At 46.0% G+C, this 19,535-nt stretch carries 39 protein-coding genes and 2 tRNA genes; 3 read left to right on the top strand and 38 right to left on the bottom strand.

What is annotated here, in order from left to right:
- Positions 1 to 12 precede the first annotated feature (12 nt).
- From AB3Y94_RS00490 to AB3Y94_RS00320, 35 genes are all read right to left on the bottom strand, one after another.
- The gene (locus tag AB3Y94_RS00490) at positions 13 to 1,056 is read right to left on the bottom strand and encodes a replication protein (RefSeq protein WP_367294660.1); all 1,044 of its coding nucleotides are present in this window, start codon (positions 1,054 to 1,056) and stop codon (positions 13 to 15) included.
- Between the two features lie 17 nt (positions 1,057 to 1,073).
- On the bottom strand, positions 1,074 to 1,724 hold the full coding sequence (locus AB3Y94_RS00485) for a DUF4355 domain-containing protein (protein ID WP_367294659.1): 651 nt from the start codon (positions 1,722 to 1,724) through the stop codon (positions 1,074 to 1,076).
- A 94-nt stretch (positions 1,725 to 1,818) separates the two neighbouring features.
- On the bottom strand, positions 1,819 to 2,763 hold the full coding sequence (locus AB3Y94_RS00480; protein ID WP_367294658.1) for a hypothetical protein: 945 nt from the start codon (positions 2,761 to 2,763) through the stop codon (positions 1,819 to 1,821).
- A complete protein-coding gene (locus tag AB3Y94_RS00475) occupies positions 2,687 to 4,411 on the bottom strand; it encodes a phage portal protein (RefSeq protein ID WP_367294657.1) in 1,725 nt (574 codons plus the stop codon). Before AB3Y94_RS00475 ends, AB3Y94_RS00480 begins: the two co-directional genes overlap by 77 nt.
- Complete coding sequence (locus AB3Y94_RS00470; RefSeq protein WP_367294656.1) at positions 4,395 to 4,664, bottom strand: hypothetical protein; 270 nt, start codon at positions 4,662 to 4,664, stop codon at positions 4,395 to 4,397. Before AB3Y94_RS00470 ends, AB3Y94_RS00475 begins: the two co-directional genes overlap by 17 nt.
- Positions 4,664 to 4,957, bottom strand: a complete 294-nt coding sequence (locus AB3Y94_RS00465; protein WP_129033038.1) for a hypothetical protein — start codon at positions 4,955 to 4,957, stop codon at positions 4,664 to 4,666. The genes AB3Y94_RS00470 and AB3Y94_RS00465 overlap by 1 nt, the downstream gene beginning before the upstream one ends.
- Entirely contained in the window at positions 4,954 to 6,405 is a 1,452-nt protein-coding gene (gene terL / locus AB3Y94_RS00460; RefSeq protein WP_367294655.1) for a phage terminase large subunit, read from the bottom strand. The genes AB3Y94_RS00465 and terL overlap by 4 nt, the downstream gene beginning before the upstream one ends.
- Positions 6,398 to 6,991, bottom strand: coding sequence for a helix-turn-helix domain-containing protein (locus AB3Y94_RS00455; RefSeq protein ID WP_125545396.1), 594 nt, complete (start codon positions 6,989 to 6,991; stop codon positions 6,398 to 6,400). The genes terL and AB3Y94_RS00455 overlap by 8 nt, the downstream gene beginning before the upstream one ends.
- Before the next feature lie 11 nt (positions 6,992 to 7,002).
- Positions 7,003 to 7,386 carry a hypothetical protein gene (locus AB3Y94_RS00450; RefSeq protein WP_367294654.1) on the bottom strand — a complete coding sequence of 128 codons (384 nt, stop codon included), beginning with the start codon at positions 7,384 to 7,386 and terminating at the stop codon, positions 7,003 to 7,005.
- A complete protein-coding gene (locus AB3Y94_RS00445) occupies positions 7,379 to 7,660 on the bottom strand; it encodes a hypothetical protein (protein WP_141268207.1) in 282 nt (93 codons plus the stop codon). Before AB3Y94_RS00445 ends, AB3Y94_RS00450 begins: the two co-directional genes overlap by 8 nt.
- The gene (locus AB3Y94_RS00440; RefSeq protein WP_141268208.1) at positions 7,657 to 7,884 is read right to left on the bottom strand and encodes an MW1434 family type I TA system toxin; all 228 of its coding nucleotides are present in this window, start codon (positions 7,882 to 7,884) and stop codon (positions 7,657 to 7,659) included. The genes AB3Y94_RS00445 and AB3Y94_RS00440 overlap by 4 nt, the downstream gene beginning before the upstream one ends.
- Before the next feature lie 2 nt (positions 7,885 to 7,886).
- On the bottom strand, positions 7,887 to 8,102 hold the full coding sequence (locus tag AB3Y94_RS00435; RefSeq protein WP_108477422.1) for a hypothetical protein: 216 nt from the start codon (positions 8,100 to 8,102) through the stop codon (positions 7,887 to 7,889).
- On the bottom strand, positions 8,086 to 8,256 hold the full coding sequence (locus AB3Y94_RS00430; RefSeq protein ID WP_216577301.1) for a hypothetical protein: 171 nt from the start codon (positions 8,254 to 8,256) through the stop codon (positions 8,086 to 8,088). The genes AB3Y94_RS00435 and AB3Y94_RS00430 overlap by 17 nt, the downstream gene beginning before the upstream one ends.
- 62 nt (positions 8,257 to 8,318) lie before the next feature.
- A complete protein-coding gene (locus tag AB3Y94_RS00425; protein WP_061777551.1) occupies positions 8,319 to 8,702 on the bottom strand; it encodes a type II toxin-antitoxin system HicB family antitoxin in 384 nt (127 codons plus the stop codon).
- A 116-nt stretch (positions 8,703 to 8,818) separates the two neighbouring features.
- Positions 8,819 to 9,016, bottom strand: a complete 198-nt coding sequence (locus AB3Y94_RS00420; RefSeq protein ID WP_367294653.1) for a type II toxin-antitoxin system HicA family toxin — start codon at positions 9,014 to 9,016, stop codon at positions 8,819 to 8,821.
- Positions 9,017 to 9,222: 206 nt separating this feature from the next.
- A tRNA-Ile gene (locus AB3Y94_RS00415) sits at positions 9,223 to 9,296 on the bottom strand.
- Between the two features lie 54 nt (positions 9,297 to 9,350).
- A tRNA-Ser gene (locus AB3Y94_RS00410) sits at positions 9,351 to 9,408 on the bottom strand.
- Positions 9,409 to 9,600: 192 nt separating this feature from the next.
- Positions 9,601 to 10,068 (bottom strand): ArpU family phage packaging/lysis transcriptional regulator, encoded by a 468-nt coding sequence (locus tag AB3Y94_RS00405; protein WP_367294652.1) that lies wholly within the window; start codon positions 10,066 to 10,068, stop codon positions 9,601 to 9,603.
- 224 nt (positions 10,069 to 10,292) lie between these two features.
- Positions 10,293 to 10,490, bottom strand: a complete 198-nt coding sequence (locus AB3Y94_RS00400; RefSeq protein ID WP_367294651.1) for a hypothetical protein — start codon at positions 10,488 to 10,490, stop codon at positions 10,293 to 10,295.
- The gene (locus tag AB3Y94_RS00395) at positions 10,471 to 10,827 is read right to left on the bottom strand and encodes a DUF3310 domain-containing protein (RefSeq protein WP_367294650.1); all 357 of its coding nucleotides are present in this window, start codon (positions 10,825 to 10,827) and stop codon (positions 10,471 to 10,473) included. The genes AB3Y94_RS00400 and AB3Y94_RS00395 overlap by 20 nt, the downstream gene beginning before the upstream one ends.
- Entirely contained in the window at positions 10,814 to 11,227 is a 414-nt protein-coding gene (locus tag AB3Y94_RS00390) for a hypothetical protein (RefSeq protein WP_367294649.1), read from the bottom strand. Before AB3Y94_RS00390 ends, AB3Y94_RS00395 begins: the two co-directional genes overlap by 14 nt.
- Before the next feature lie 165 nt (positions 11,228 to 11,392).
- A complete protein-coding gene (locus AB3Y94_RS00385) occupies positions 11,393 to 11,599 on the bottom strand; it encodes a hypothetical protein (protein ID WP_125642703.1) in 207 nt (68 codons plus the stop codon).
- On the bottom strand, positions 11,596 to 12,123 hold the full coding sequence (locus tag AB3Y94_RS00380; RefSeq protein WP_367294648.1) for a RusA family crossover junction endodeoxyribonuclease: 528 nt from the start codon (positions 12,121 to 12,123) through the stop codon (positions 11,596 to 11,598). Before AB3Y94_RS00380 ends, AB3Y94_RS00385 begins: the two co-directional genes overlap by 4 nt.
- Complete coding sequence (locus AB3Y94_RS00375; RefSeq protein ID WP_125545413.1) at positions 12,113 to 12,361, bottom strand: LexA family transcriptional regulator; 249 nt, start codon at positions 12,359 to 12,361, stop codon at positions 12,113 to 12,115. The genes AB3Y94_RS00380 and AB3Y94_RS00375 overlap by 11 nt, the downstream gene beginning before the upstream one ends.
- On the bottom strand, positions 12,354 to 12,737 hold the full coding sequence (locus AB3Y94_RS00370) for a YopX family protein (protein WP_061777460.1): 384 nt from the start codon (positions 12,735 to 12,737) through the stop codon (positions 12,354 to 12,356). Before AB3Y94_RS00370 ends, AB3Y94_RS00375 begins: the two co-directional genes overlap by 8 nt.
- 3 nt (positions 12,738 to 12,740) lie before the next feature.
- Positions 12,741 to 13,511 carry a phage antirepressor KilAC domain-containing protein gene (locus AB3Y94_RS00365; RefSeq protein ID WP_367294647.1) on the bottom strand — a complete coding sequence of 257 codons (771 nt, stop codon included), beginning with the start codon at positions 13,509 to 13,511 and terminating at the stop codon, positions 12,741 to 12,743.
- Positions 13,508 to 14,482: a Lin1244/Lin1753 domain-containing protein gene (locus tag AB3Y94_RS00360; RefSeq protein ID WP_367294646.1), complete on the bottom strand. Its 975-nt coding sequence runs from the start codon at positions 14,480 to 14,482 to the stop codon at positions 13,508 to 13,510. Before AB3Y94_RS00360 ends, AB3Y94_RS00365 begins: the two co-directional genes overlap by 4 nt.
- A gap of 43 nt (positions 14,483 to 14,525) precedes the next feature.
- Positions 14,526 to 14,909, bottom strand: a complete 384-nt coding sequence (locus AB3Y94_RS00355; protein WP_061777463.1) for a single-stranded DNA-binding protein — start codon at positions 14,907 to 14,909, stop codon at positions 14,526 to 14,528.
- The gene (locus AB3Y94_RS00350; protein WP_125642700.1) at positions 14,906 to 15,601 is read right to left on the bottom strand and encodes an ERF family protein; all 696 of its coding nucleotides are present in this window, start codon (positions 15,599 to 15,601) and stop codon (positions 14,906 to 14,908) included. The genes AB3Y94_RS00355 and AB3Y94_RS00350 overlap by 4 nt, the downstream gene beginning before the upstream one ends.
- Before the next feature lie 12 nt (positions 15,602 to 15,613).
- Positions 15,614 to 16,099, bottom strand: coding sequence for a siphovirus Gp157 family protein (locus tag AB3Y94_RS00345; RefSeq protein ID WP_367294645.1), 486 nt, complete (start codon positions 16,097 to 16,099; stop codon positions 15,614 to 15,616).
- The gene (locus tag AB3Y94_RS00340) at positions 16,099 to 16,323 is read right to left on the bottom strand and encodes a hypothetical protein (RefSeq protein WP_061777466.1); all 225 of its coding nucleotides are present in this window, start codon (positions 16,321 to 16,323) and stop codon (positions 16,099 to 16,101) included. The genes AB3Y94_RS00345 and AB3Y94_RS00340 overlap by 1 nt, the downstream gene beginning before the upstream one ends.
- Entirely contained in the window at positions 16,308 to 16,586 is a 279-nt protein-coding gene (locus AB3Y94_RS00335) for a hypothetical protein (RefSeq protein ID WP_367294644.1), read from the bottom strand. Before AB3Y94_RS00335 ends, AB3Y94_RS00340 begins: the two co-directional genes overlap by 16 nt.
- A gap of 109 nt (positions 16,587 to 16,695) precedes the next feature.
- The gene (locus tag AB3Y94_RS00330; protein ID WP_156470519.1) at positions 16,696 to 16,863 is read right to left on the bottom strand and encodes a hypothetical protein; all 168 of its coding nucleotides are present in this window, start codon (positions 16,861 to 16,863) and stop codon (positions 16,696 to 16,698) included.
- Positions 16,864 to 16,868: 5 nt separating this feature from the next.
- Positions 16,869 to 17,150: a hypothetical protein gene (locus AB3Y94_RS00325; protein ID WP_367294643.1), complete on the bottom strand. Its 282-nt coding sequence runs from the start codon at positions 17,148 to 17,150 to the stop codon at positions 16,869 to 16,871.
- 4 nt (positions 17,151 to 17,154) lie between these two features.
- Positions 17,155 to 17,652 (bottom strand): transcriptional regulator, encoded by a 498-nt coding sequence (locus AB3Y94_RS00320; RefSeq protein WP_367294642.1) that lies wholly within the window; start codon positions 17,650 to 17,652, stop codon positions 17,155 to 17,157.
- Positions 17,653 to 17,861: 209 nt separating this feature from the next.
- On the opposite strand from AB3Y94_RS00320, the gene AB3Y94_RS00315 reads away from it, so the two are divergent.
- A complete protein-coding gene (locus tag AB3Y94_RS00315) occupies positions 17,862 to 18,077 on the top strand; it encodes a hypothetical protein (protein WP_061777468.1) in 216 nt (71 codons plus the stop codon).
- A gap of 22 nt (positions 18,078 to 18,099) precedes the next feature.
- Here the strand turns inward: AB3Y94_RS00315 and AB3Y94_RS00310 are convergent, their stop codons facing one another.
- Positions 18,100 to 18,270, bottom strand: coding sequence for a hypothetical protein (locus AB3Y94_RS00310; RefSeq protein WP_156470520.1), 171 nt, complete (start codon positions 18,268 to 18,270; stop codon positions 18,100 to 18,102).
- Positions 18,271 to 18,370: 100 nt separating this feature from the next.
- On the opposite strand from AB3Y94_RS00310, the gene AB3Y94_RS00305 reads away from it, so the two are divergent.
- Entirely contained in the window at positions 18,371 to 18,544 is a 174-nt protein-coding gene (locus AB3Y94_RS00305; protein WP_125583702.1) for a YjzC family protein, read from the top strand.
- Here AB3Y94_RS00305 and AB3Y94_RS00300 read toward each other — a convergent pair.
- Together AB3Y94_RS00300 and AB3Y94_RS00295 are read right to left on the bottom strand one after the other, a co-directional pair.
- Entirely contained in the window at positions 18,537 to 18,722 is a 186-nt protein-coding gene (locus tag AB3Y94_RS00300; protein WP_047021379.1) for a hypothetical protein, read from the bottom strand. The genes AB3Y94_RS00305 and AB3Y94_RS00300 overlap by 8 nt on opposite strands.
- Entirely contained in the window at positions 18,722 to 19,012 is a 291-nt protein-coding gene (locus AB3Y94_RS00295; RefSeq protein ID WP_081320364.1) for a helix-turn-helix transcriptional regulator, read from the bottom strand. Before AB3Y94_RS00295 ends, AB3Y94_RS00300 begins: the two co-directional genes overlap by 1 nt.
- 138 nt (positions 19,013 to 19,150) lie before the next feature.
- Here AB3Y94_RS00295 and AB3Y94_RS00290 point away from each other — a divergent pair, with 138 nt between their 5' ends.
- Positions 19,151 to 19,534: a helix-turn-helix domain-containing protein gene (locus tag AB3Y94_RS00290; protein ID WP_367294641.1), complete on the top strand. Its 384-nt coding sequence runs from the start codon at positions 19,151 to 19,153 to the stop codon at positions 19,532 to 19,534.
- The last annotated feature ends 1 nt before the right edge of the window (position 19,535 follow it).

The raw sequence follows: 19,535 nt of genomic DNA, 5'->3' as shown, positions 1-19,535 counted from the left end.
GCGGTTCACCTCTTATTTACCTGTAGTTGTTCCAGAACCTGACCCAGAACCACTAGATGCCTTCTTCTTAGGCAAGAATTCGGTTGATACCTTAGCCTTATATGCCACAACCTTGATGTTCCGTGGATCAACATCCTTGACGACTTCCCAAGTATCTGGCGACGCCAGTTCGGCCATGGTGACTGTTTGACCTGCTGAATGGAAGCTAGGAACCACCGATGTTCCCATAACGTGCATGGTTTCAACACGCCGGTTAATGACATTGGTACGACCACCATTCTTGCGGGCTTCTCGTTCAACTTCGGTAGAACTAGCTGGGTTGGCCACGGAGTAGCCAACTGATCCATTACCAAAAATGTAACTAGTGGCCACTCCGTTTTCATCCAGTGGCAAGTCGTCATCGACAACGATCTGCATGCCATTATAGTTTCCGAAAGGACCAACAGCTTCATTTGGCTTAGCTGTATCAATCATCTGTTGTGCCTTCATTTCCGAATAAGCACTGGAATTAACGGCAATCTTGCTAAACGTTTGGTCTTGCAAGTCACCTAATAGACCGATGGTTGCCAAGAAACCACGGGGACCGAATTGCTTGGCTGAATCGTCAAATAACTTGGCTGTGGCAATATCCGTATTTGAAAAAACACCGGCCAACATTTGCACTAACATTTTTTGTTCTGCACGAGCCCAGAAGTCACTAAAGTTTGCTGCAATAACATTTGCAGGGTTAGATACTGAGAATTCTTGTGCAATATCAGTGTAGCCAAACGCCTTAACTAGCCGCATTCGCATAGCACGTTGCTTACCAGTCGTGACGTTGCTTACCTCGATATCGGCCAAATCAGTCCATGGATCAGGATCGCCGGCTAAATCATTGGTGAATGGCAAAGTCATGTAATCCTCTGTGGAATCCAGTAAATGAGCACCAAACTGTGCATCTGGTGTCAAAATACCAGACGCTAAGAATCGGTTAGTCTTGGTGGACTCGTTAATGACGTTCTGACCAAACAATGGTGATTGAAGCATGCCGGCCAGTTGTGTGAAATTATCTGCCAATGTGAATCACTCCTTTTCTATTTCGTAAACTGTTTTGCCAACTCAGGATTCTTTTGCATCAACGTGTATTGATCCGTAAAACTCATAGCGTCCCAGTCCTTTTGTGTGACTGTTGCACCGGGTGTTTGAGTACCAGCCGCTGGCGTTTGGTCTCCTTGCATTCGTTTCAACGTTTCGGCGTGAACCGCATCAGTGAAGGACTTCTCGAAGGCATCAGCGTTGGCCACCATGGTGTCGTGGTCTTGATCGGCGATGTAATCGGCAAACGTAGCGGGCAATTTACGATTGGCAAGCTCTTGTTGTGCGTAAAAATGAGCTTGTTCCCGGTGGAACTTGTCTCGTTCCTGCTGGTCTCGTTCTTCCTGTGCCTTGCGGTCGGCCTCAGCCTTTTCATCGGCGGACATTTTGGCCCGCTTTTCGCCCTCAGCCATTGTTTCGGCAATCATTTGTTTGAACTCATCGGAGTTCTTGAATTGGTTGACCGCGTCCTGCCGAATCTTGCGCTGGTCCTTAGCTGGAACCTTGTGGTCATTGTCATCACCAGGCTTGTCGTCTGGATCTGGGTCAACTGGTTTCTTACCATCATCCGGCTGGTGGTCATCGTGTTGGCCGCCATTGTTGTCGTCCGGAGCGTCATAGAATTGGTGTTGCAAAATGCGATTTAGCATAGTGAATCCCTCCTTGAATGCTTGTTAGAGTGGCATAACTCATCAGCTGTTCTTTAAAGCCCGCAGGCCGAAAAAAGGGCATAAAAAAAGCACCTTAAATAGGTACTGGTTCTTCTACATGTTCTCGTTTCTTACATCGGCAATTAGGATGCCATGGTAAATCTGGACACTCACTAAGCGAAAACGGTCCTTGAGCTGCCAGCTTGCGGCATTTTTCGCAGGCGTCCGGCTCTGTCACAATATCAATGCGTTTTACGCGTCGGCTTTTAAACGAATCCATGGTAGCCTTGTCAACTACTCGTGCCGATTCAGTCCGAATAAGGCAGTCGACCATCCACATTTCAGTCTCACCAGCTGCCTGAATACCCTTTGGTACCATACCTGTAGTGCCAAAATGTAGGAGCTTTTCGAGCTGGTCTTGATCTAATCCACCACTAAGTGAATCGCGTACCACTTTCTGAACGTCGGCGACCATGTCATCTGAGCGCACCCACAAACGGTCTGACCAGTCCGAGCCATCGACCGCATGGCCAATGGCTGGTGTGATTTGAGCGTCTTGGGTACGTGGAAGCGTCCAAGTGAGGTGCTTCGATGCAATGACTTGCTGATACTTTTGCTCAGACACATAGTCGTTAGCGAGGTGCTGGCGACTAGTCTTGTGGACTTTCTCAGTTGTGACGGCAATGGTTGCACCGATAAGGGCCGCAACTGCGTCAGCATGGTCACCGCCAGCTGCTTGATACTTTGTCAGCTTAAGCCGCTTCTTTAAGTCAGCGCTGGACTGATCACCATCTGTGAGCAGGTCGATAGCGTGCATGAACTGGTCTAAGTCCCAGTGAGTGACCCGTTCGCGAACCACATCAGCGGTCAATCCCTTACTACTGGCATATCGAGCGTAGAAAGTCCTGATATTATCACTGATTAGTTTCAGTGTTTGGTAGTATAAGTTATCAGTCTGGCCTTTAAATCGTTTGTCCGAGCTTAGGAGCTGGCTTATTCGCTGTTCCTCCTGTTGGTCGGTCACTGTCGTCTTCGCCATCGCTTACACCACCTTGAGCTTTATCTTGGTCGGAGCCATCAATCTTATCCATGTAATCTAATCCATCCTGTTTGTCCTGGGCCTTCTGGTCTTTCATGCGCTTCTCTTCACCATCAGGTTTGACCCCGGTAGCTGATTCGACCGCTTCCCAGAACGTCTGGTTAGATATAGCACCGGTCTTTAGCAATAAGGCCGCGTTCGTAATGATTTCGTTATCGTTCTTCGGTAGATTAGGCGTATAGCTAGGGTTGACGTGCTCAGCCTCGTCTGTGTACTTGATAAGTGACGTCTTCGCCCAATAGGCGGCCAGCAAACGGATTCGACGCTTAATTCCCCGAGTATATAAGGATTGTTGTGTCGCCCGTTCTTGGTCAGAACCCCACAGCTTGTAGGACATGGCCACACCACTGGCGTTAGCCGCGAAGTTTTGGTCTGTAACATCTGGTGTGTTAGTGTCCTTATGAATATCAGCAAGTAATCGGTCGTTGTACGTCTGCCAACCCTGAGCGTTAAGCTCCTTAGTCAAATACTCGGCTGAGGTCTGAATCACAGTCGGGGCGCCGCCGATGTTGTCGATAAGTCGCGGCTTTAAGAACAAGATTCGCTTATCAGGGTCGACACGGTCAACTTTGTAGATGGGGTCTCCATTTGAATTAGTGATCTGCTCCCCGTCAGCATTCGTCAGCGGCTCCGCGTCGTCAAGGTCGTCATCGTCATCCACGTCTCCGGAGATGACCAAAATGGCGTTATTGAAATCCTCCTGGCTGTTTGCCATCTCGGAAATGGACTTGTCGTAAGCGTCAATCTCGTCCAGCTTGGGCTCCCATGCACCCAGTCGCTCGTCGTTGAGCTTGTACTCGGTGATTGGAACCGTGCCGAAGAAATGTGGCGACTGTTCGGTCAACGTGTACTCACCGTTCGGGCTATCCGTGCTGGTGAAGTAGTAGACCATGCTATCCGTATATACTTCGATATAGTAAGTCGTAGTCTTCATGAAATTGACCATGTAATAACGCACGGCAAACAACGAGTTTAGGTCTATCGTCGTGTCATATACAACAAAACAGTGGGCCGGATCAATAGCGCGCAAAGCTAAGTCATTGGTTCCCTGTTTGACGTAGGTCAACTCGTACGCTCGGCCCGTGTTGTTGAGGTTCTTGCTCATCACCTTCTCGTGATAAGGCTCATCTACCGCGTCATTGAATGCCGCAATGGCGTTCACAATGTCTTCTCCGCTGTCGTCAGGATTATCGGGGTCACTGTACGCAAACTTTAGTGGGTTTCCAAACTGATAGCCTACCTTTTGGTCCGTAATGTACCGTGGCAAACCAGATGTGATGCGGTTGTCAGCCCGGTCAGGAGCCTTGTCTGATCGCCAGAAGTGAATGTCATTTTCAGCCTGATAATAGCGTTCGAGGGTCAGCAAGCGTGGAAGCTGGTTGGTGTAATGGTCGTTAACGAACCAGGAAAGAATCGGCTTGATAGCGTCTGGGTTAGCTTTGATGGCATTCCATTCACCAGCTGGCATTTGATAATCTTGGTTAGCATCGAATCCAAAGCGTGAGCCACCACGAAGCATGTAGATACTCTTACGATCAGGCCACGGTAAAGACATGCCATGGGCTTGTGGATCATTCGTTTCCGCCATCTAGTTCATCCCCTTTCACATCAGTTCCGGCCAACATTTCGTTAACCACTCGTTCTCGTGCCTCAGCTCGTTTATCTTCTAAATCAACATCTTCATTAAGAAATCGCTTAATTGCTTCACCCAACAGGATTGTTGTGGCACTATCCGGATAGTTGCGTCCTTGCTCATTATCTTTAATGGCCGCCAGTAGCTCGTGCTTACTCATTGAAGCAATGCTAACACCCTTCCACTCAAATACAGGTACATCAGCCATTAGATCAACCCCAGTTTCGATTTAAGTGTTCCGTCTGGCCCCGTCTTGATTAACTCATCAATGGTGCGTGGCCCTTTCTTTGTACCGAATTCAATCTTACCGATATCGCGATTAGGGTGTGTGCTAATCAGCACCTGCCACACTATGTCGGCCTTCTTACCAGATAGCTTTAGTACAAACGCTTCACCAATTTCACGGTCGACAATAGTAATCTGACCACCATCGCGACCTAACGCGTATCGGTCCAGTGCATTGGCAACCATCGCGCTAACGTGGCCCATTTTCTTCGTCATACTAATCCCATCCTTCTTAATGTTTTGGCTTGCTTGCGACGGCTAGGACGCTTGCTGATGTTTACCTTGTTTTGAACCGATTCAGCCACACCAGTGAGAGCATCAGGGGCGTCATCATGCTCATTCTTCCCCTCACGCTGGTATCGCGTCAGAAAATCAAACAAGTCTGGCCAACGATTACGCCAATTTCCTGGGAAGTAGATGTGTTCCATGACCCAAGTCGAGTTCGACAGAATCCGAGCAATCTTGTTCTGCCCGTTATGGAACCATTGAACCTTAGTGACGTTGCTGTGATACTCCTCACGCAATCGCCGTTCAACCTGCCGAGCAAACCCACGCCCACCATTGTTAGATTCGATTGTGGCCGCATTGACCTTATTCTCGAATAGCGATCGGGCCACAGCTGGTTCCGTCGTCTCCATTGGGTCTTGTGAGAAGACTACGTCTAAGATGTAGGCCTCATCGTTATATACCCCATAGACGTAATGGGCTAACCAGTCAGAGCCTTCGTCGGCAGTATCGGTGTATGAAAAAATCCCCCGAAAGAGCGGATTACCCTGCTCATCTCGTGGGATTTCGTCATAAGTTTTGAAGTGCTTGTACAACCGACCTTCTTGATCAATTGGTTTTTGCTGATAGTTGGCCGCCGCAATCTCGGGCGATTGAGTCTTAAATGTCCGCTCATACTGAGCACGGGACAGAATATCCTCGCAAAGCATGGTTCCGTCGTCCTGGAGAGCTTTCATACTGATGTGCTTGACCTTATACCCTAATCCGGGCAACTCGGTCACAGCACGCCCTGCAAGGTCTTGAGATGACCACCGTGTCATAATGATAATGATTTTCCCGCCGGATTCTAGTCGTGACAGCATGGTATTTACGAACCACGACCATTGCTCGTCCAACTTGACCTCGTTAAAGGCTTCCTGGGCGTTCTTGATCAGGTCGTCAATAATCATGACGTCGGCCCCGAACCCAGTCGCAGTACCAGTCGGTGAAGTGGCCAGGTAGTTGTTGTATCCACCTTTAAGTGACCACAGGTTCATGGCCCCGTCACCTTGCTTGATACTTACGCCAGGAAAGACGTCTGCAAACACCGGAATGTTTGGGTCAGCCTTGACCTCCTGAATGGAATTACGAACTCCCTTAGAAAACGTGGTCGACAGCGTTTCGTTGTATGAACCGGTCATGACCTTTATCGACGGGTCCTTGCCTAGAAGCCATTGGACAAACAGCCCCGCCGTTCGTGATTTACCGTGACGCGGCGGCTCGTTGATGACCAACACATCATCGTCAGACACCACGAAGTCCTGCAAGGCGTCACACAATTCAACTAAGTAACCTCGGCTTCGCTTGTAGAAGTCTGGGGCCATTAACCGAGCATAGGAAAAGAAATAGCGCCGAGCCAGTTCAACCCGTGCGCCTTGACGAATTAAGTTCTTATCCATCGTCATCATCAGCCAGCTTGGCTAGCTGCTCTTCTGAAAGATTCTTATACGGGTCACTGACTTGAACACCGACACCACCGGACAATTCTGTTTCCTTACGGTCACGCCATTCATCTGGCTTACGATTCTTTAACCAGAAGATAGCTGCTGTAGTGTCTGGTGGCACCTCATGCTGATTCTGAAACAACTCGATGCTTTCCCGCGTTGGGACTTTCTCGGCAGCATAGTCATCAACCTCTTGCTTGGTTGCTTCCGGATGGTCTAACTTGTAAGTATTGGCCACCTTACGACGGCGCGCATGCAGCACATCCGGATCAACATCAACTACTTTGTACTGATGGTCAACTGTCGTATATCCCTTGGCACGCCGCAAAAGTGAACCTTCGACTTCACGATCAACGACTTCTTTTCCCTTTTTTAGGGCCTCCACAATCTCCACATAACGCTTTTTCCAATTGTAAAGAGTCGTTGTACCAATGCCAATATTATTAGCAATTTGTTCATCGGTTAGGCCATCTCGGGCCCACCCTTCTAGTTTGGTCAAGCCCTCATGGGTCAACCAATCTTGATACTTGCCTTTACCCATGGGGGCGCCTCCTAATCCATAAATACACAGGCCACTGTAAACTGGCCCATTGGAAATCCATTCCCATAAACAAGGTTAGGGCTTTGCCTGATATATCCAGAGCAGCTTTCAAAAACATTACCCAAGTTATCATCCTGAATCTTCAAGTGAATTGGTTCCTCTTTTTTTACCAATCCGCGCAATATTTTATCCGACGGCATGCCCAGTGGGACTCCTATTTTCACCAATTTATCGATATAATTCGATTCAGAGTCCATGATTCTTATAGCCACTTCACCATCAAGCCCAACTAATTTTTCATCGTTTACGAAGATATGAAATTTTGTAGTGTCAAAAAAGGTAATAAATGTACCGTCGCTAACCCGGATTGAGTGCTTGTTTTCTTTATCAGTCACGATCAACAACCTCCTGTGCCTGCTTGTGGTTTTCCCACGTCATGGCGCCTTTGTAGTAGACTTTGCCATCAATATCAGCAAAATGAGCTTCTTCTTTGCTATAGTTTTCTGTGAAGATATAGTCCTTGTTGACAATCATGCCATCACTGAAACCCGCTTCGGGCTTAAGCGGGATATAAGCAATCAGCTCCCCGTTAGGTTGATTGACGGTAATGTAATTTGGCAGATCGTCCCACAGCTTGGCCTTTTCTTTATCACTTAATTGCTTTTTCATTTAAATACCTCCCAATCATCAGCAAACATATCTCTAGTGGTTGGATTATAGGGTTCAAGTAGCCAATCATCATTGCCTGCATTCATGACCAGTTGTGTTCCTTCTTTGGCCATTCCGTCATTGTCAACTGGATCAAACCTACGTACATATTTTTCACGATCCCAGTCAGAACGTCGAAGTTTCTCCTTCTGTTTTATCAGGTTAATTGCTTCACCAAAATCCATGATTAATCCACCCTTTCTCTCAACTGCAGCACCAGGTCGGACGCCACAATCCACTTCTGACCATCGTCAATAACGAATTCGTAATAATCGTACTTGGCACGTGACAGGAACCGTTTAAGCGTCGTCTCCGAAACCAGCACCTCTTTGCGTAGCATTTGGCTTTGACCGTGGTTGTCTGGGTCATAGCCCCAGTACCACAAGTCATAGCTTTTTAGCATTGTCCTTCCTCCATACTGTAATACGCTGTTTAAATGGTCGCTGTGGCTTTTTACGCTGCCACCATCCATCTTTAAGCTGTCGCTCTAAGTCGCCCAAGCAACGTGCCTCTGTGCGGCTGACAAGGCCGAACTTTGTTTTGATCATTCTGGCCATGCCGGCCACCTCCTATTTTTGGGCAAAATAAAAACGCCCCGTAGGACGTTATACGTTTGAAACTATACTTCCAATTTTGTTCTTAACGCTTCAGTTAATACCTGGGAAACATTAATTTTTCGTTCCTTAGCAATTACATTTAAATACTCTGGAATAGTCACATTTTTGCGAACGGTTCGCGAATACTTAATACGAAATTCTGCTAAGTCAACTGAGATATAAACCAAAGATTCTCCATCTTCTAGTTTAATATCTTCCGGATTTGATGGTTTAGGATAGTCCGATTGGTCTTCTAATAAGTTACCAATCAAATCTTCAGTCATAGCAACGGCGTCCAAGGTATTGTTTCCTTGCGTAAACCCGCCTTTTAGGTCAGGGACTCGAACAAAAATATAGTCCCCATCTTCGCTAAAAATAGCAGGGTAAATTACCATATCCTTCTTCATAGAGTCGATCTCCTTTGTGTTTTCTTTGTCAGTTTCATACTTCAGGGAGAAAAAATCAGGTTAGTATTTGAGAGTATACCAAAACGATCACTCATTTTGGCCGCAATAAAGAAACACTATGGTTTCTCTATATTTGCTTCTCTCAAAATCGCGCGCTTCAACCCTTTTCCGAGTTCCTTAGCATGAATCGGTACCATGACAGTAATATTGCTTTGGGTGTTGTAGAGTTTTAAATGTGATGATCCATTCTGCGATTTCTCGATAAAGCCATGTTCTTTCAACAGTTTAACCATCTGTCGTGGCTTCATCGGCATACTACTCACCTCTTTATTATCGATAATCACATTATACACATTGAATACACACTTAGCAACGAAAAATATTCGTATGTAACAAAAAAAGAGCCGCTCTACCACAGACGGCCCCTCGGACTAATTTCAAACTAAACTGAGAGAAGTTTTCACCTCTTTTCAGGTTAGTTTTATGACCCAGTGTTAAGCAAAAATTTGTTTAGGGTCAATGGACCTTGTAGGATTCGAACCTACGACCGAACGGTTATGAGCCATCTACTCTAACCAGCTGAGTTAAAGGTCCTTAATGACCGGTTATGCAGGCCGGTCAATTTTATGAAGGAGTTTGGCGGGCTAATACGTGTAACAGGATTCGAACCCGTATCTTCTTTGCTCTGCCGTTGAGCTATGCACGTTACTCAGGGAGGTAATCTTGTGGCCGGTTCATCATTCCACCACAATGCACGCAGCGGGGTTCGAACCCGCGTCAGGCAATGACTGCCTGCTCTGCCATTGAGCTATGCGTGTTTTTCTTAATTCTTTCGATGATACTAGAATAACCCTTAAATATGGCTGGTGCCTGCAGTCCGACTGCACAAAAACTGCACTCAAACTGCATCAAAACTGCTTTTTTTAAAAATATGGAGATCATCCAGCATGTAGCAATCGGCAAACTGCAATAGTGCTTTGGGCTTCCAAACGTGGAAATAGCTGGACTCAGAAAATCCTAAGTCCATAAAGCACATGGTATCTGATAGTTCTTGTAGATATAGTTCATCTAGGATATTCTGGCAATCTTTATCACAGTGTTTAATTGCTTGGATTGTCCGTTTAACGACTTCTTCGGCATATAACCGCCGCACAATTCTTGAATCTGTCGCATTACCTGATGGCTGAGATTTTGGCATTCCATCATAGCCAGGTGATTTTAAGTCGCTCATTGACTGTCCACTGATACGGACCATCTTAGGCAATACTACAGATAAAAAGTGTGTCACGTTTTGCAAAGTTGCTCCAACATCTACCTCTGGGAAGAGACTTCCCATATTCACATTGTCAAAATCCAATTCAGCCAACCCTTTCAGCCCCTATCAATGGTATAATTAATGTGTTGACCATTGAGTAAGCATAATTTGGGTAAGGGCTGCTGCTGGGCGGCCCTTTTTTGCTATCTAAAATGGCCGTGTAAGCTCGTGTAGCACGTTATTAACCTCAGCATTGCTCAGCATACCCAAAGCAATGTAAACTTCCTTAGGCACGCTGTGATCGCTTAATCTGGATTGAAACTCAGCTATTCCTATCAATACACCGCCATTGTCAGCTCATGAATAACCTGGTTGCGTTCCTTCGCTGATAACTTGTTAATCGCGTTGCGTTGGCTATCGCCCAGCTTGATAAAGTGATTGCCGCACCACACTAACGCCTGTGCCACATCGCCACCATAGCTTGCCATGCCTTGCAGCACGTATTTGCGATACTCAATCTGTTCGTGTGTCATGCTGTGCCTCCACTTGATACCCGTCCAGCCATGCCTGAGCAACTAATTCCTGATGTTTTCGGTAACGATCATTATCAAACTTATAATTTCCGCGCGTCTCATCGGTAGTTGTATCAACATTCTTCGGATACTTAAACTGTTTTAGCCGACCAATGTAAGTCAAGGCCTTATCTAAGTCCTCTTCGCCATTTTTATCCGCTTCGCGAGTTAGATACTTGATGGCATTGGCCTTGTAAAAGCCGATAGTTTCCTCAGGGGACAAAAGTCCAGCCTCAAATCTGTCAAACAAATCTTTGCCATCACTACCGCGGTAATAGTCTGGTCTAATTTCTGTCATTGTCTGCCTCCCGTAGCTTCACTCGCATGCAGCGCACCCAATCTTTGTCGCGTCCCATAGCGCTAGCAATTTTTGGGTTGCTAGGATTGTCCATGTGATCGAGGTTGTATTTCAACTGTGCTAATTCATCTGGTGTGGCTTGGTAATCCAATTCGTCACGACTTTTCATTCTGCCACGTAATTGCTTTAGATATTTCAGTGACTTTGACCGTTCTTGTGCAATATATTCGCTGGTGTATCCACGGAGAATCAGGTGGCGTAGGATATTATTTTCTGCCGTATGCTGTTCCTCATCTTGACCGCGGATTTCTTTTTTAACATTTTCCGGCCACTTATCTGGATCGTCGCCATAATTGGCGTAAGCAGCTCTAATTTCAGCCATTTCCTTGTTTAATGACATAACTTTTACTCCTTATCAACAATTTTGAACGTGATTTATCCTGATTTTTTAATCATTTTTGTTTACCTTCCTTAGCCTCAGCTTGGTGTTCCCGCGCGTGTTCCGCCATACGACGCTTCTTTTGCTTCACTGTACGTCACTTAGAGTACTTCCGTTGTTTCGACATTACTCTGCCGCCTCAAATGCAATTTCAGTGGTCTTGGCTCCCAGATAGTCTAGCAACTCACGCATTCTTCGAAAGCTCTTCCCCGTAGCCTCAACCTTTTGGGTCGAAATATTAACCAGCATGAATTCCCCTGAAAATGTGTTGAAGACGATGCTGTAAAGATCACCCTTAAGCATGAAGAAGCGGCCATTCATATCCACTCTCATACTCCCGCCTCCGTGACTGTAACTTCGATTCTCGGTTCGTCCGAATAGTACTTACTGGCCACCAAATCAGCAATCAGGTTGTCATCTTCCCAGATAACGCCTGTGAGCGCGTCTTCAATCAACTTGACGTAATTTGAGGTGTCCGGCTTAACGATTGGCCGCTCTAGTCCTTCAGCTCGACGCTTATGCTTGAGCTTACTTATACTGGTCTGAATCGGTCGGTAAACCTTGATTTCAACGCGAAGCGCTTTATGCTCGAGCATCGGCCCTTTGTACTGTAGCTTGGCCTCCTGAGTCACCATTCTCTTGTAGACGTGACTCTTTTTTGGGTCGTAGGCGTGACCAGTTCGTGTAAAACGTGGGCGTCCTGCAGGTACTGGATCACCATGAACAACGATTGTAATAGGAGGAATACGATCCAACGGTCGGGCCCGTAAGCCCTTTGGCAGTAGCATTTCCTTTATGCCTTTTTTAGTGCTGGCCATCGATTCATTAAATGAAATTCCCCCGGTATTAATTGGCATGTATTTCCGCCTCCTTCAGTACCCGTTTACCCTTGCTGGTCACCCGAATGGTTCGCGTTTGCATCGGCATATAAGTAATGCAGTCTGCTTCGTACAGCGCCGTAATCCGGTCATAAATCATCGAGCTACTTGTGTACCCTGCCAGCTCTCCAATCTCGCGAACAGACGGGGAATATCCGTGTTCTCGAATTAGGCGATCAACGGCGGCAAGTACCGCAATTAAATTAGGATTAGTCATCGTTGTCCCCCTCCAACAGTTCTGGGTCCTCGTGGATGTTCCCAACAACTTGCAGCGCTTTGTAATCGGTCCAGTATTCTTGCCGCCACATCGTCTTTACGCCGTTGTAGAAAAACACGCAGTATCCATAACGTGAGTTGTATCGGATGTCGCCTACGATTCCCTGAGCGGTCGCAAACAGCTGAAAACGTATGATGTCGCCCTCGTAGATCTCTCGGCCATTGGTATCATTTACCCCGGTGTACTGCTCAGCAATCAATCCCGAATCATCTAAAGCATCAGAGAAGCAGCATAGGTCATCGTCGTATTCGTGCTCTACGTTGTAGATATAACACTTTCTCACGCAATTCCACGCTCTGAATTTAATCTCTCGCATTGCCTACGCCTCCTGCTTGATTCTCAAGAACTTATTGATGAAGTACCGCTGCCCTTTGCCAGTCACAAGCGTGGTTCCTTTGATGGTCGTGTGACCGTCTGAGTGCTCAATGACCAGTTCTCTTACCCGAAATAGTCCCAAATCCGCGGACCGTTGTGTCGGACGATTACGGTCGCGCCCACTACGGATTAAATATCCGTGTTCACGAAGCCAAACGAACAGGCGATTCTGACCAATAAGCACGCCGTTTTGTTTCAATAACTTGGCTAGTTCACGAATTAGAATCGTATCGGTTGATCCTCCGACAGCGTCTGCAAACCGTGCCTTAGGTGCCATAATCTGGTTCTCGTCGTGTAGGCGTTGAACCTCAGCTTGGGATCGCTTGTACTTCTCCAGAAACTTGATCATGTTATCCGGATTCAACATCCAGTCATAGGCCGTTTTCGGAGTCACATAGGCACCCTCTCGGCGAATGGATGGGAGCACTTGCTCGTAAATCCAATCTTGAAAAGGCTCAGCACTTGGCAAGTGGCTTTGACCGGCTAGCTGATAGACACCTGGCTCAGAAATAACCGTCATCAGCTGGATTCCAGAGGGGGTAACGATTCGTTCCTCCCTCTGATACTTAGCCTTTACATGATCTTTAATGGCTTTGCTCGTGTTTAGATATCCGATTGCCAGTGCAACGTCTTTCCCAACAAAATACGGTTCATTGTCCATAACTACCGTACGTACTTGTTTCCCCTCAAAGTCAAAGGGTGTAATTTCGTTCATGCTTGTGCCTCCTCAGGCGCTCTCTTCGCTTTAAATTTCTTGATGCGTGCATCCAACTCCGCCTGCTTGTCAGGACTTAGCCCCTTTGTCTTGTCCGCGGGCTTATCAGGCGTCTTCTGCGCCCAGTCTGGCAGTGTCTCCTTGGCCCTTGTAGGCTTAGATCCACCTCGTCCGCGTGACGCCGCCTGCATTTTCATTTGGTCGAATTGTTTACGGAGCTTGGCTCCTGATAAGATATTCGACTTCCAGAAATCATCGTGCTGGCACCAGTCAACCATGCCATCAAGCTTGTCGTATGCGTGGCCATCTTGGGTGTGAGCCAAACGAATATCATTAGCCCAGGTCTGTAGCTTGCGTTCGTCACCCTTAGGCGAGAAGTCAGGGTCATTATCCCGAATGGCCTTAAGCAAGTGCTGGGCGATTTGATACGGCTGATCATCAGGTCCGTACTTCGGCTTGTCCGAGTTCGGACGTATTGTTTTTTTATCCTTTACTTTGCTTTCCTTTACTTTACTTTCCTTGCCATCCGAATCAGATGGCATTGCCATAGCATTGCTATTTTTCTGAGATGGCTTTGGCTTAGATTCTTCTTCGCCAGTAGATGGATTAGCTTTAGAATTGCCATCCCAACGGGACTTGGCACCCTTTTTACCAGCTTCTGACCGCCGCCTACTTTTAGCATCCTTTAACGCCATTCTTTTGTTAAATCCTTCGGAGTAGAAGTACTTACCATCATCGGTAAAGGCAAATAACCCGAAATCTTCAACAACCGCTTTTATCTGCGAAGCATCAACACGAAGGTCAAAGGCTATAGCATTATAATCTTTGACACTCGTGTAATCGTCTTCATCGCGGAGACGTTCAAGAAGCATAAAGTAAATGGCGTACCCGATTGCACCGACTTTCATCCGAACCTGCAGCATCTTACTTGAATTTCTAGCATTGCTATCATGAGAGAAGTAATTATTCAAAAGTCGTTCACCTCTCTATTCCTCCCACCCACCACTTGCTTTACTAGAACGGTAAATCGTCGTCTGTAACGTCGATTGAATCGCTAGCCGGTACGGTCTGCTGGGTATTATGTTGTTGTGATTCACTCTGACGATCAGGCAAGTCAAAATCATTAACATTAACCCCTAGCTGGGTCTGACCATTGTACTCAGTGATTTCTAGGTCGCCCGATACAATAACATGGCTTCCCTTATGGTAGAAACGTTGAATGACGTTCGCACGGTTCCCCCAGACGGTGCATCGGAACCAGTCGGTCCCATACTGGCCATCTTCACTCTGCCGGTTCTGACGAACCGCAACACTGAAATTAGCAACCTGCATACCGTTTTGTGTTGATCGTACTTCTGGATCCTTACCTACGTTTCCGGATATTGTGATTGTTCTCATGCTGTTTTATTCCCTTCTTCAGATAACTTAGTTAGCTTGTTTGTTGCTAAAATAACCAGTTCATTTGCGCTTTCGTGTGTTAGCTGATCCATACTCGTTGCCTCTGCCTTATTGAGAATGGCGGTCGCAACGACATTTAAATCGGTCTTAGCCTTGTCTGAGATTGCTTGAAATAGTTTCCCCAGCGTGTCCTTTTGTTTCTTAGATGCTGGCGTAGGATTAGGATGTTGGCGTTTTTGAGTTCCCTGGGTATACCCGCCATTGGGATTACTATCATCGGCGTCCGGATCTTCATCCTTGTCGGTAATATTGAATAGTTGTTTGTAGAAGTACTTCTGCGCACTCGTGCAAGCCTTAGCCATTGCCTTCTCACCAGAATCTTGACCACTACCGGGCATGGTTCCAACAACCGTATTTTCTCCATCCGTAATGGTAAAGGTACCCATCACATCGACGAAATGATTCTCGCCGCCTCGCTTTGAAGCCTTATCGTACTGATTGATGACTTCATACTGAGGAATAATTCGAATACCAGCTTCACGAATTGCGGACTCGACAGCGTACTTAATTGCTGTTTCGCTTTGGAAACGATAATTTTGGAAGGAGTTGTTTCCGTCCTTTCCGATTGGACCGATATGTTTTGAAGCTTCATTCAATTTCTGAATCAAATTGAGTTCTTTTGTCTCGACCATAATGTTTACCCCCTATCGAATCCGAATGGATCGGCCTTGCGTTAATTCAGCTCCTGGAACGTCTTCACCGTCTTTAAGGGCGGCGAGAATACCCTTCTTATCGAGACTAGTTGTCGTTTTGATAAAGTCACCAGGTACTTTCTCCTCGTCCGTTAAATTGACACTGGCCGGGTTATTCTGAATCCAAATTGCTAGGTCAACGTCTTTAACGTGGTCTAAACCGGCCGCCTCTAGTCCTTGCTGTAAGTCGTCCTTTAATCGTCTAATGTTGCTAGCGAGTGAAGCCTTTCGGTCAGCATCGGCCTTCATTTTCTCGGCAAGTTGCTTTTCATCGGACGTTAGCTGCTTGATTACCTTGCCATAGCCGATTGCCTTATCTGCAATGCCATCTTTCAGACTGAGAATCGTGTCATCAAACGCCTGTTGATCTTCCGGATCGGCACTTTCGGCTAATCGAACGACTTGGTATAGATTGTCTTCCAATTGATAAAGATTCATTACTTAACCTCCACTTCGGGTTGCCATTCTGCCAGCTGATCGTTAATTCGATACAAATGATCGAGTTCTTCGTTGGTGATTGGGTGTCCCGGTTCGTCGATCGCTTCGATAAGATTAAATAGTTCGCCGCGAATATCGGCCAACCGATTACGACTTTTGCTAGTAACCTGGGCCACAAGAATCACGGGGCCGCTTGCAGTTTGCTTGCCTAATACTTGATCCATGTGATCACCTCCATGTCGCCAAACTCTTCGCCAACTAAATCAGTTAGTTCCGATCGGTTGTCCGGAAGGCTGTCGGTGTCCCGGTCGCTGTAGTCGTACAGGAAGCTCCGAATTGCTTCGGCGTTGCGGGGCACGTAGATATCCCCACCGTCGAGTTTCAGGTATTCTTCGCCGTCGAACAGTCGTAACCCGGTGATGTCTTGCGGGGTAGTGTCGCCGGCCATTAACTCATCATAGTGTGGTGCAAATCCGCCTAAAGTCATTGAATCCACCACCCTTTCAGAGTAGAATTGAAGTCAAAGAAATGTGATACATGCAATTTATCTTCGAGTTCTGACGGCCAGGTCAGGGCTCTTTTTTTGTGCCATAGAATCATTTCTGTTCCTCCTTTAACTCAAGTCCAAAGAAATCAATTGCCCAGGCCTTCCAGCCGCCCATTGCGTGAACCGATTCAGATAGCCAGTAGCCGAAGCTGACGCACAGTGCAATCAGGCCGAACCATGAGACAACCTCACCAACGTAGTAGTAGAACAAATCCATAATTATTAACTCCTCTCATCTAAGTACCTGCGCCAGGCGTCCCGAACTTCCGGGAACAACCAAACGCGTTTGCCACGCTTGCCAGGGGCTCCTGCACGACGTTCGAGCTTTGCCACGTATCCCAGCGGAACGAAGTTTTGCTCAAGATTGCTAGTGGAGACCCCGGTCATGTCCGCCAGCTGACTAAGGTTGACGGAGATTTGAAGCTTGTCATTTTCGCCAAGCATTTGGTTCACTTGGTCTTCGATGACCCTCTCGGCCACCGCTTGTGGATCGAACGTCGCCATGGCTCTAGCCTCCTACCCTTGTGTTAGCTTTATTGAAGACATTCTGTAAATTGATGCCTGCATAATCTGCCTTCATCACAATATCGGTATTTTCCGACATGATTTCTTCGGCATATTCATCAAAGTATTTGTCGATGAGTAGCACTTGCTGTGGAGATCTAAACTTCTTTTCAGTACTCATTGCCTCATCGAATTCCTCTTCAATTGCTCGCCGATCGTTCTCCTCCTTGCGCTGCCGAAACATCGCTGAGATAACATCGTTGTGCTTCGTCGTGTCTTTCAAGAAAGACAGCAGCCCATAATCCGTTCTGGCACCCGACAGGGCTAAGAGAATGCTGTGCAGCCTGTGCGCAATTGCAACTCTCATACTCTTGTCACCGGACCGTTCACCATTGGACATCCGGGTAAGCTGTGACTTAGAAATATGTGCTCCTTCAGCGACATCTTTCCGCATAAAACCAACGAGATCCAGACTTAGCTGCTCTGCAAATTTATTTTTCATTCAATCACTTCCTTTACTTGGCAACCCATTCAAATTCCTTTGACGAGGACCGCTGATACAATTTAGTTATTGGAGGAACCGGCAAGCAGCACCACCACAACGATGATTCCCAATACTCCTTCATCAGCTCACCTCCTCAGAATGTTCATTGAAAAATGAATACCCATCACCTTCTTTGGTACAATTAGTGCTGGAAGGAGGTGACAAACATGCTTGTTGATCCTAACTCCTTTGCAAACTCAGTTGTTGCATCTGATGTTGAAGCTAAAACCCTTGATGAAAAGTTAGCCCTTTACAATAAGGCTTTAGCATTGGCTATCAAGAACAACAAATCTGAAAATGCAAAAGCAAATATCGAACATCGCAAACAAAGGCCAACCACAGAAGATCAGAAAAAACACCTTCGAAAAATGGGCTTGATCTAGTTTGCACTTAGGAGACGGGCAATTAGTCCATCTCCTTTTTTGCTGACAGAATCTGTGCAGTGGGACTATTTTTGATTGCATCAACAGCCCCTTTAAGTAGCTCGTCTTGTAAGTTCGATTCTCCCTGACAAAGTACTAACAATGTTAATAATCTATTAGTTCGTTTCAATTCACTAAGAATTTCATCATTCATCAGCTCATCTCCTTATGCTGTCTGTTCAGCTGAGATTTTCTTAAAAAATAATTCTATCCACCCTTTAAGTGACATAATTGTCACAAAGGAGGTGAAAATTATGGCCAAGCTATTTGAACCGGGTATTGATAATGTCAAATCCGGTCGATACATTGAAGTGGGACCACGAGGCGGTAAAGTATCTAATCCTCATCACGCAACGATGAAGAACAATACTTCAACATTACCGCCAACTAGTCAGGGAACTCACAACAAGTGGAAAAAGGTTAATTAGCATTTCTAACTAATCTTTCTAACACGACGAGGTCGTTTGCAGATTCTGGATTCAGTAGAATCTTGTCGTCAGAAAAGTAAAAGTTTCTGCCGAACAGGCTCAATTGAATCCAAGATTCAAAAACTGCCTCGTTTTTTTCATTGAAGTACAACGTAATGTGATGACGTAGTAGCTTCATCAGCTCACCTCCTCAGTCTCAATGGAATTAAGTGTTGTATTTTTCTTAACGGTTACATCAAAAAAAATATCATTAACACCCATATTTTTATTTAACCGTTCTGACAACTTAACAGCAATCTTTAATGCCGTGGTGGGCGCCGGATTAGCCTTGCCATTAATAATGGTAGATGCATAAGATGCCGTTATATCAACGGACTCCGCCAATTCCTTTGTTGTTAGCCCAGCCATTGCAATTTGATGTTTCAGCGCTCTTGAACTTCTCACTTTCAGTCTTGATTTAGTAATCATCGTTTTCACCTCGCTCTTAACAATATCTATATTACCCCTTCGTTTAGAAACATGCAACACTTATTGCTATTTTTTATACATTTTTCTAAACAAATATATTATTATTAGTTCATTAAAAGTAAAGGGGTGAGCCGACAGATGCCTGAAATAAACGATTCTAAGCTTGGAGACTACATTAAAAATATTTTAGACAAGAACAAGTGGTCAATACGTAAAGGTGCGCTTCAAATCGGCGTGTCTGCTGCCTACTTATCCAAACTAATCAACCATAAAGCTGACTCAAATCCTAAGCCAGCTACTCTGCGGAAACTTGCGAGCGGATTGCATGTTAGTCCAGAAGAATTATTTGAGCTCGCAGGTATTAAACTAAGTGATACAAGCGATTCAGACAAGCCCGAATACGTTGACCTTAAGGAACAAATCAACGATAAAAAGAAAATTATGACATTTGAAGGTCGAATAATACCTGATGAAGACTTAGAGTATATGGAGCGTTTGCTCAGGGGCGGAAAGAAGGACTAGC

This window comes from Levilactobacillus yonginensis, from assembly GCF_964065165.1.
GTDB lineage: Bacteria > Bacillota > Bacilli > Lactobacillales > Lactobacillaceae > Levilactobacillus > Levilactobacillus yonginensis_A.
The sequence above is the reverse complement of the archived record's forward strand: the minus strand, read 5'-3'. Positions and strand labels throughout refer to the sequence as shown.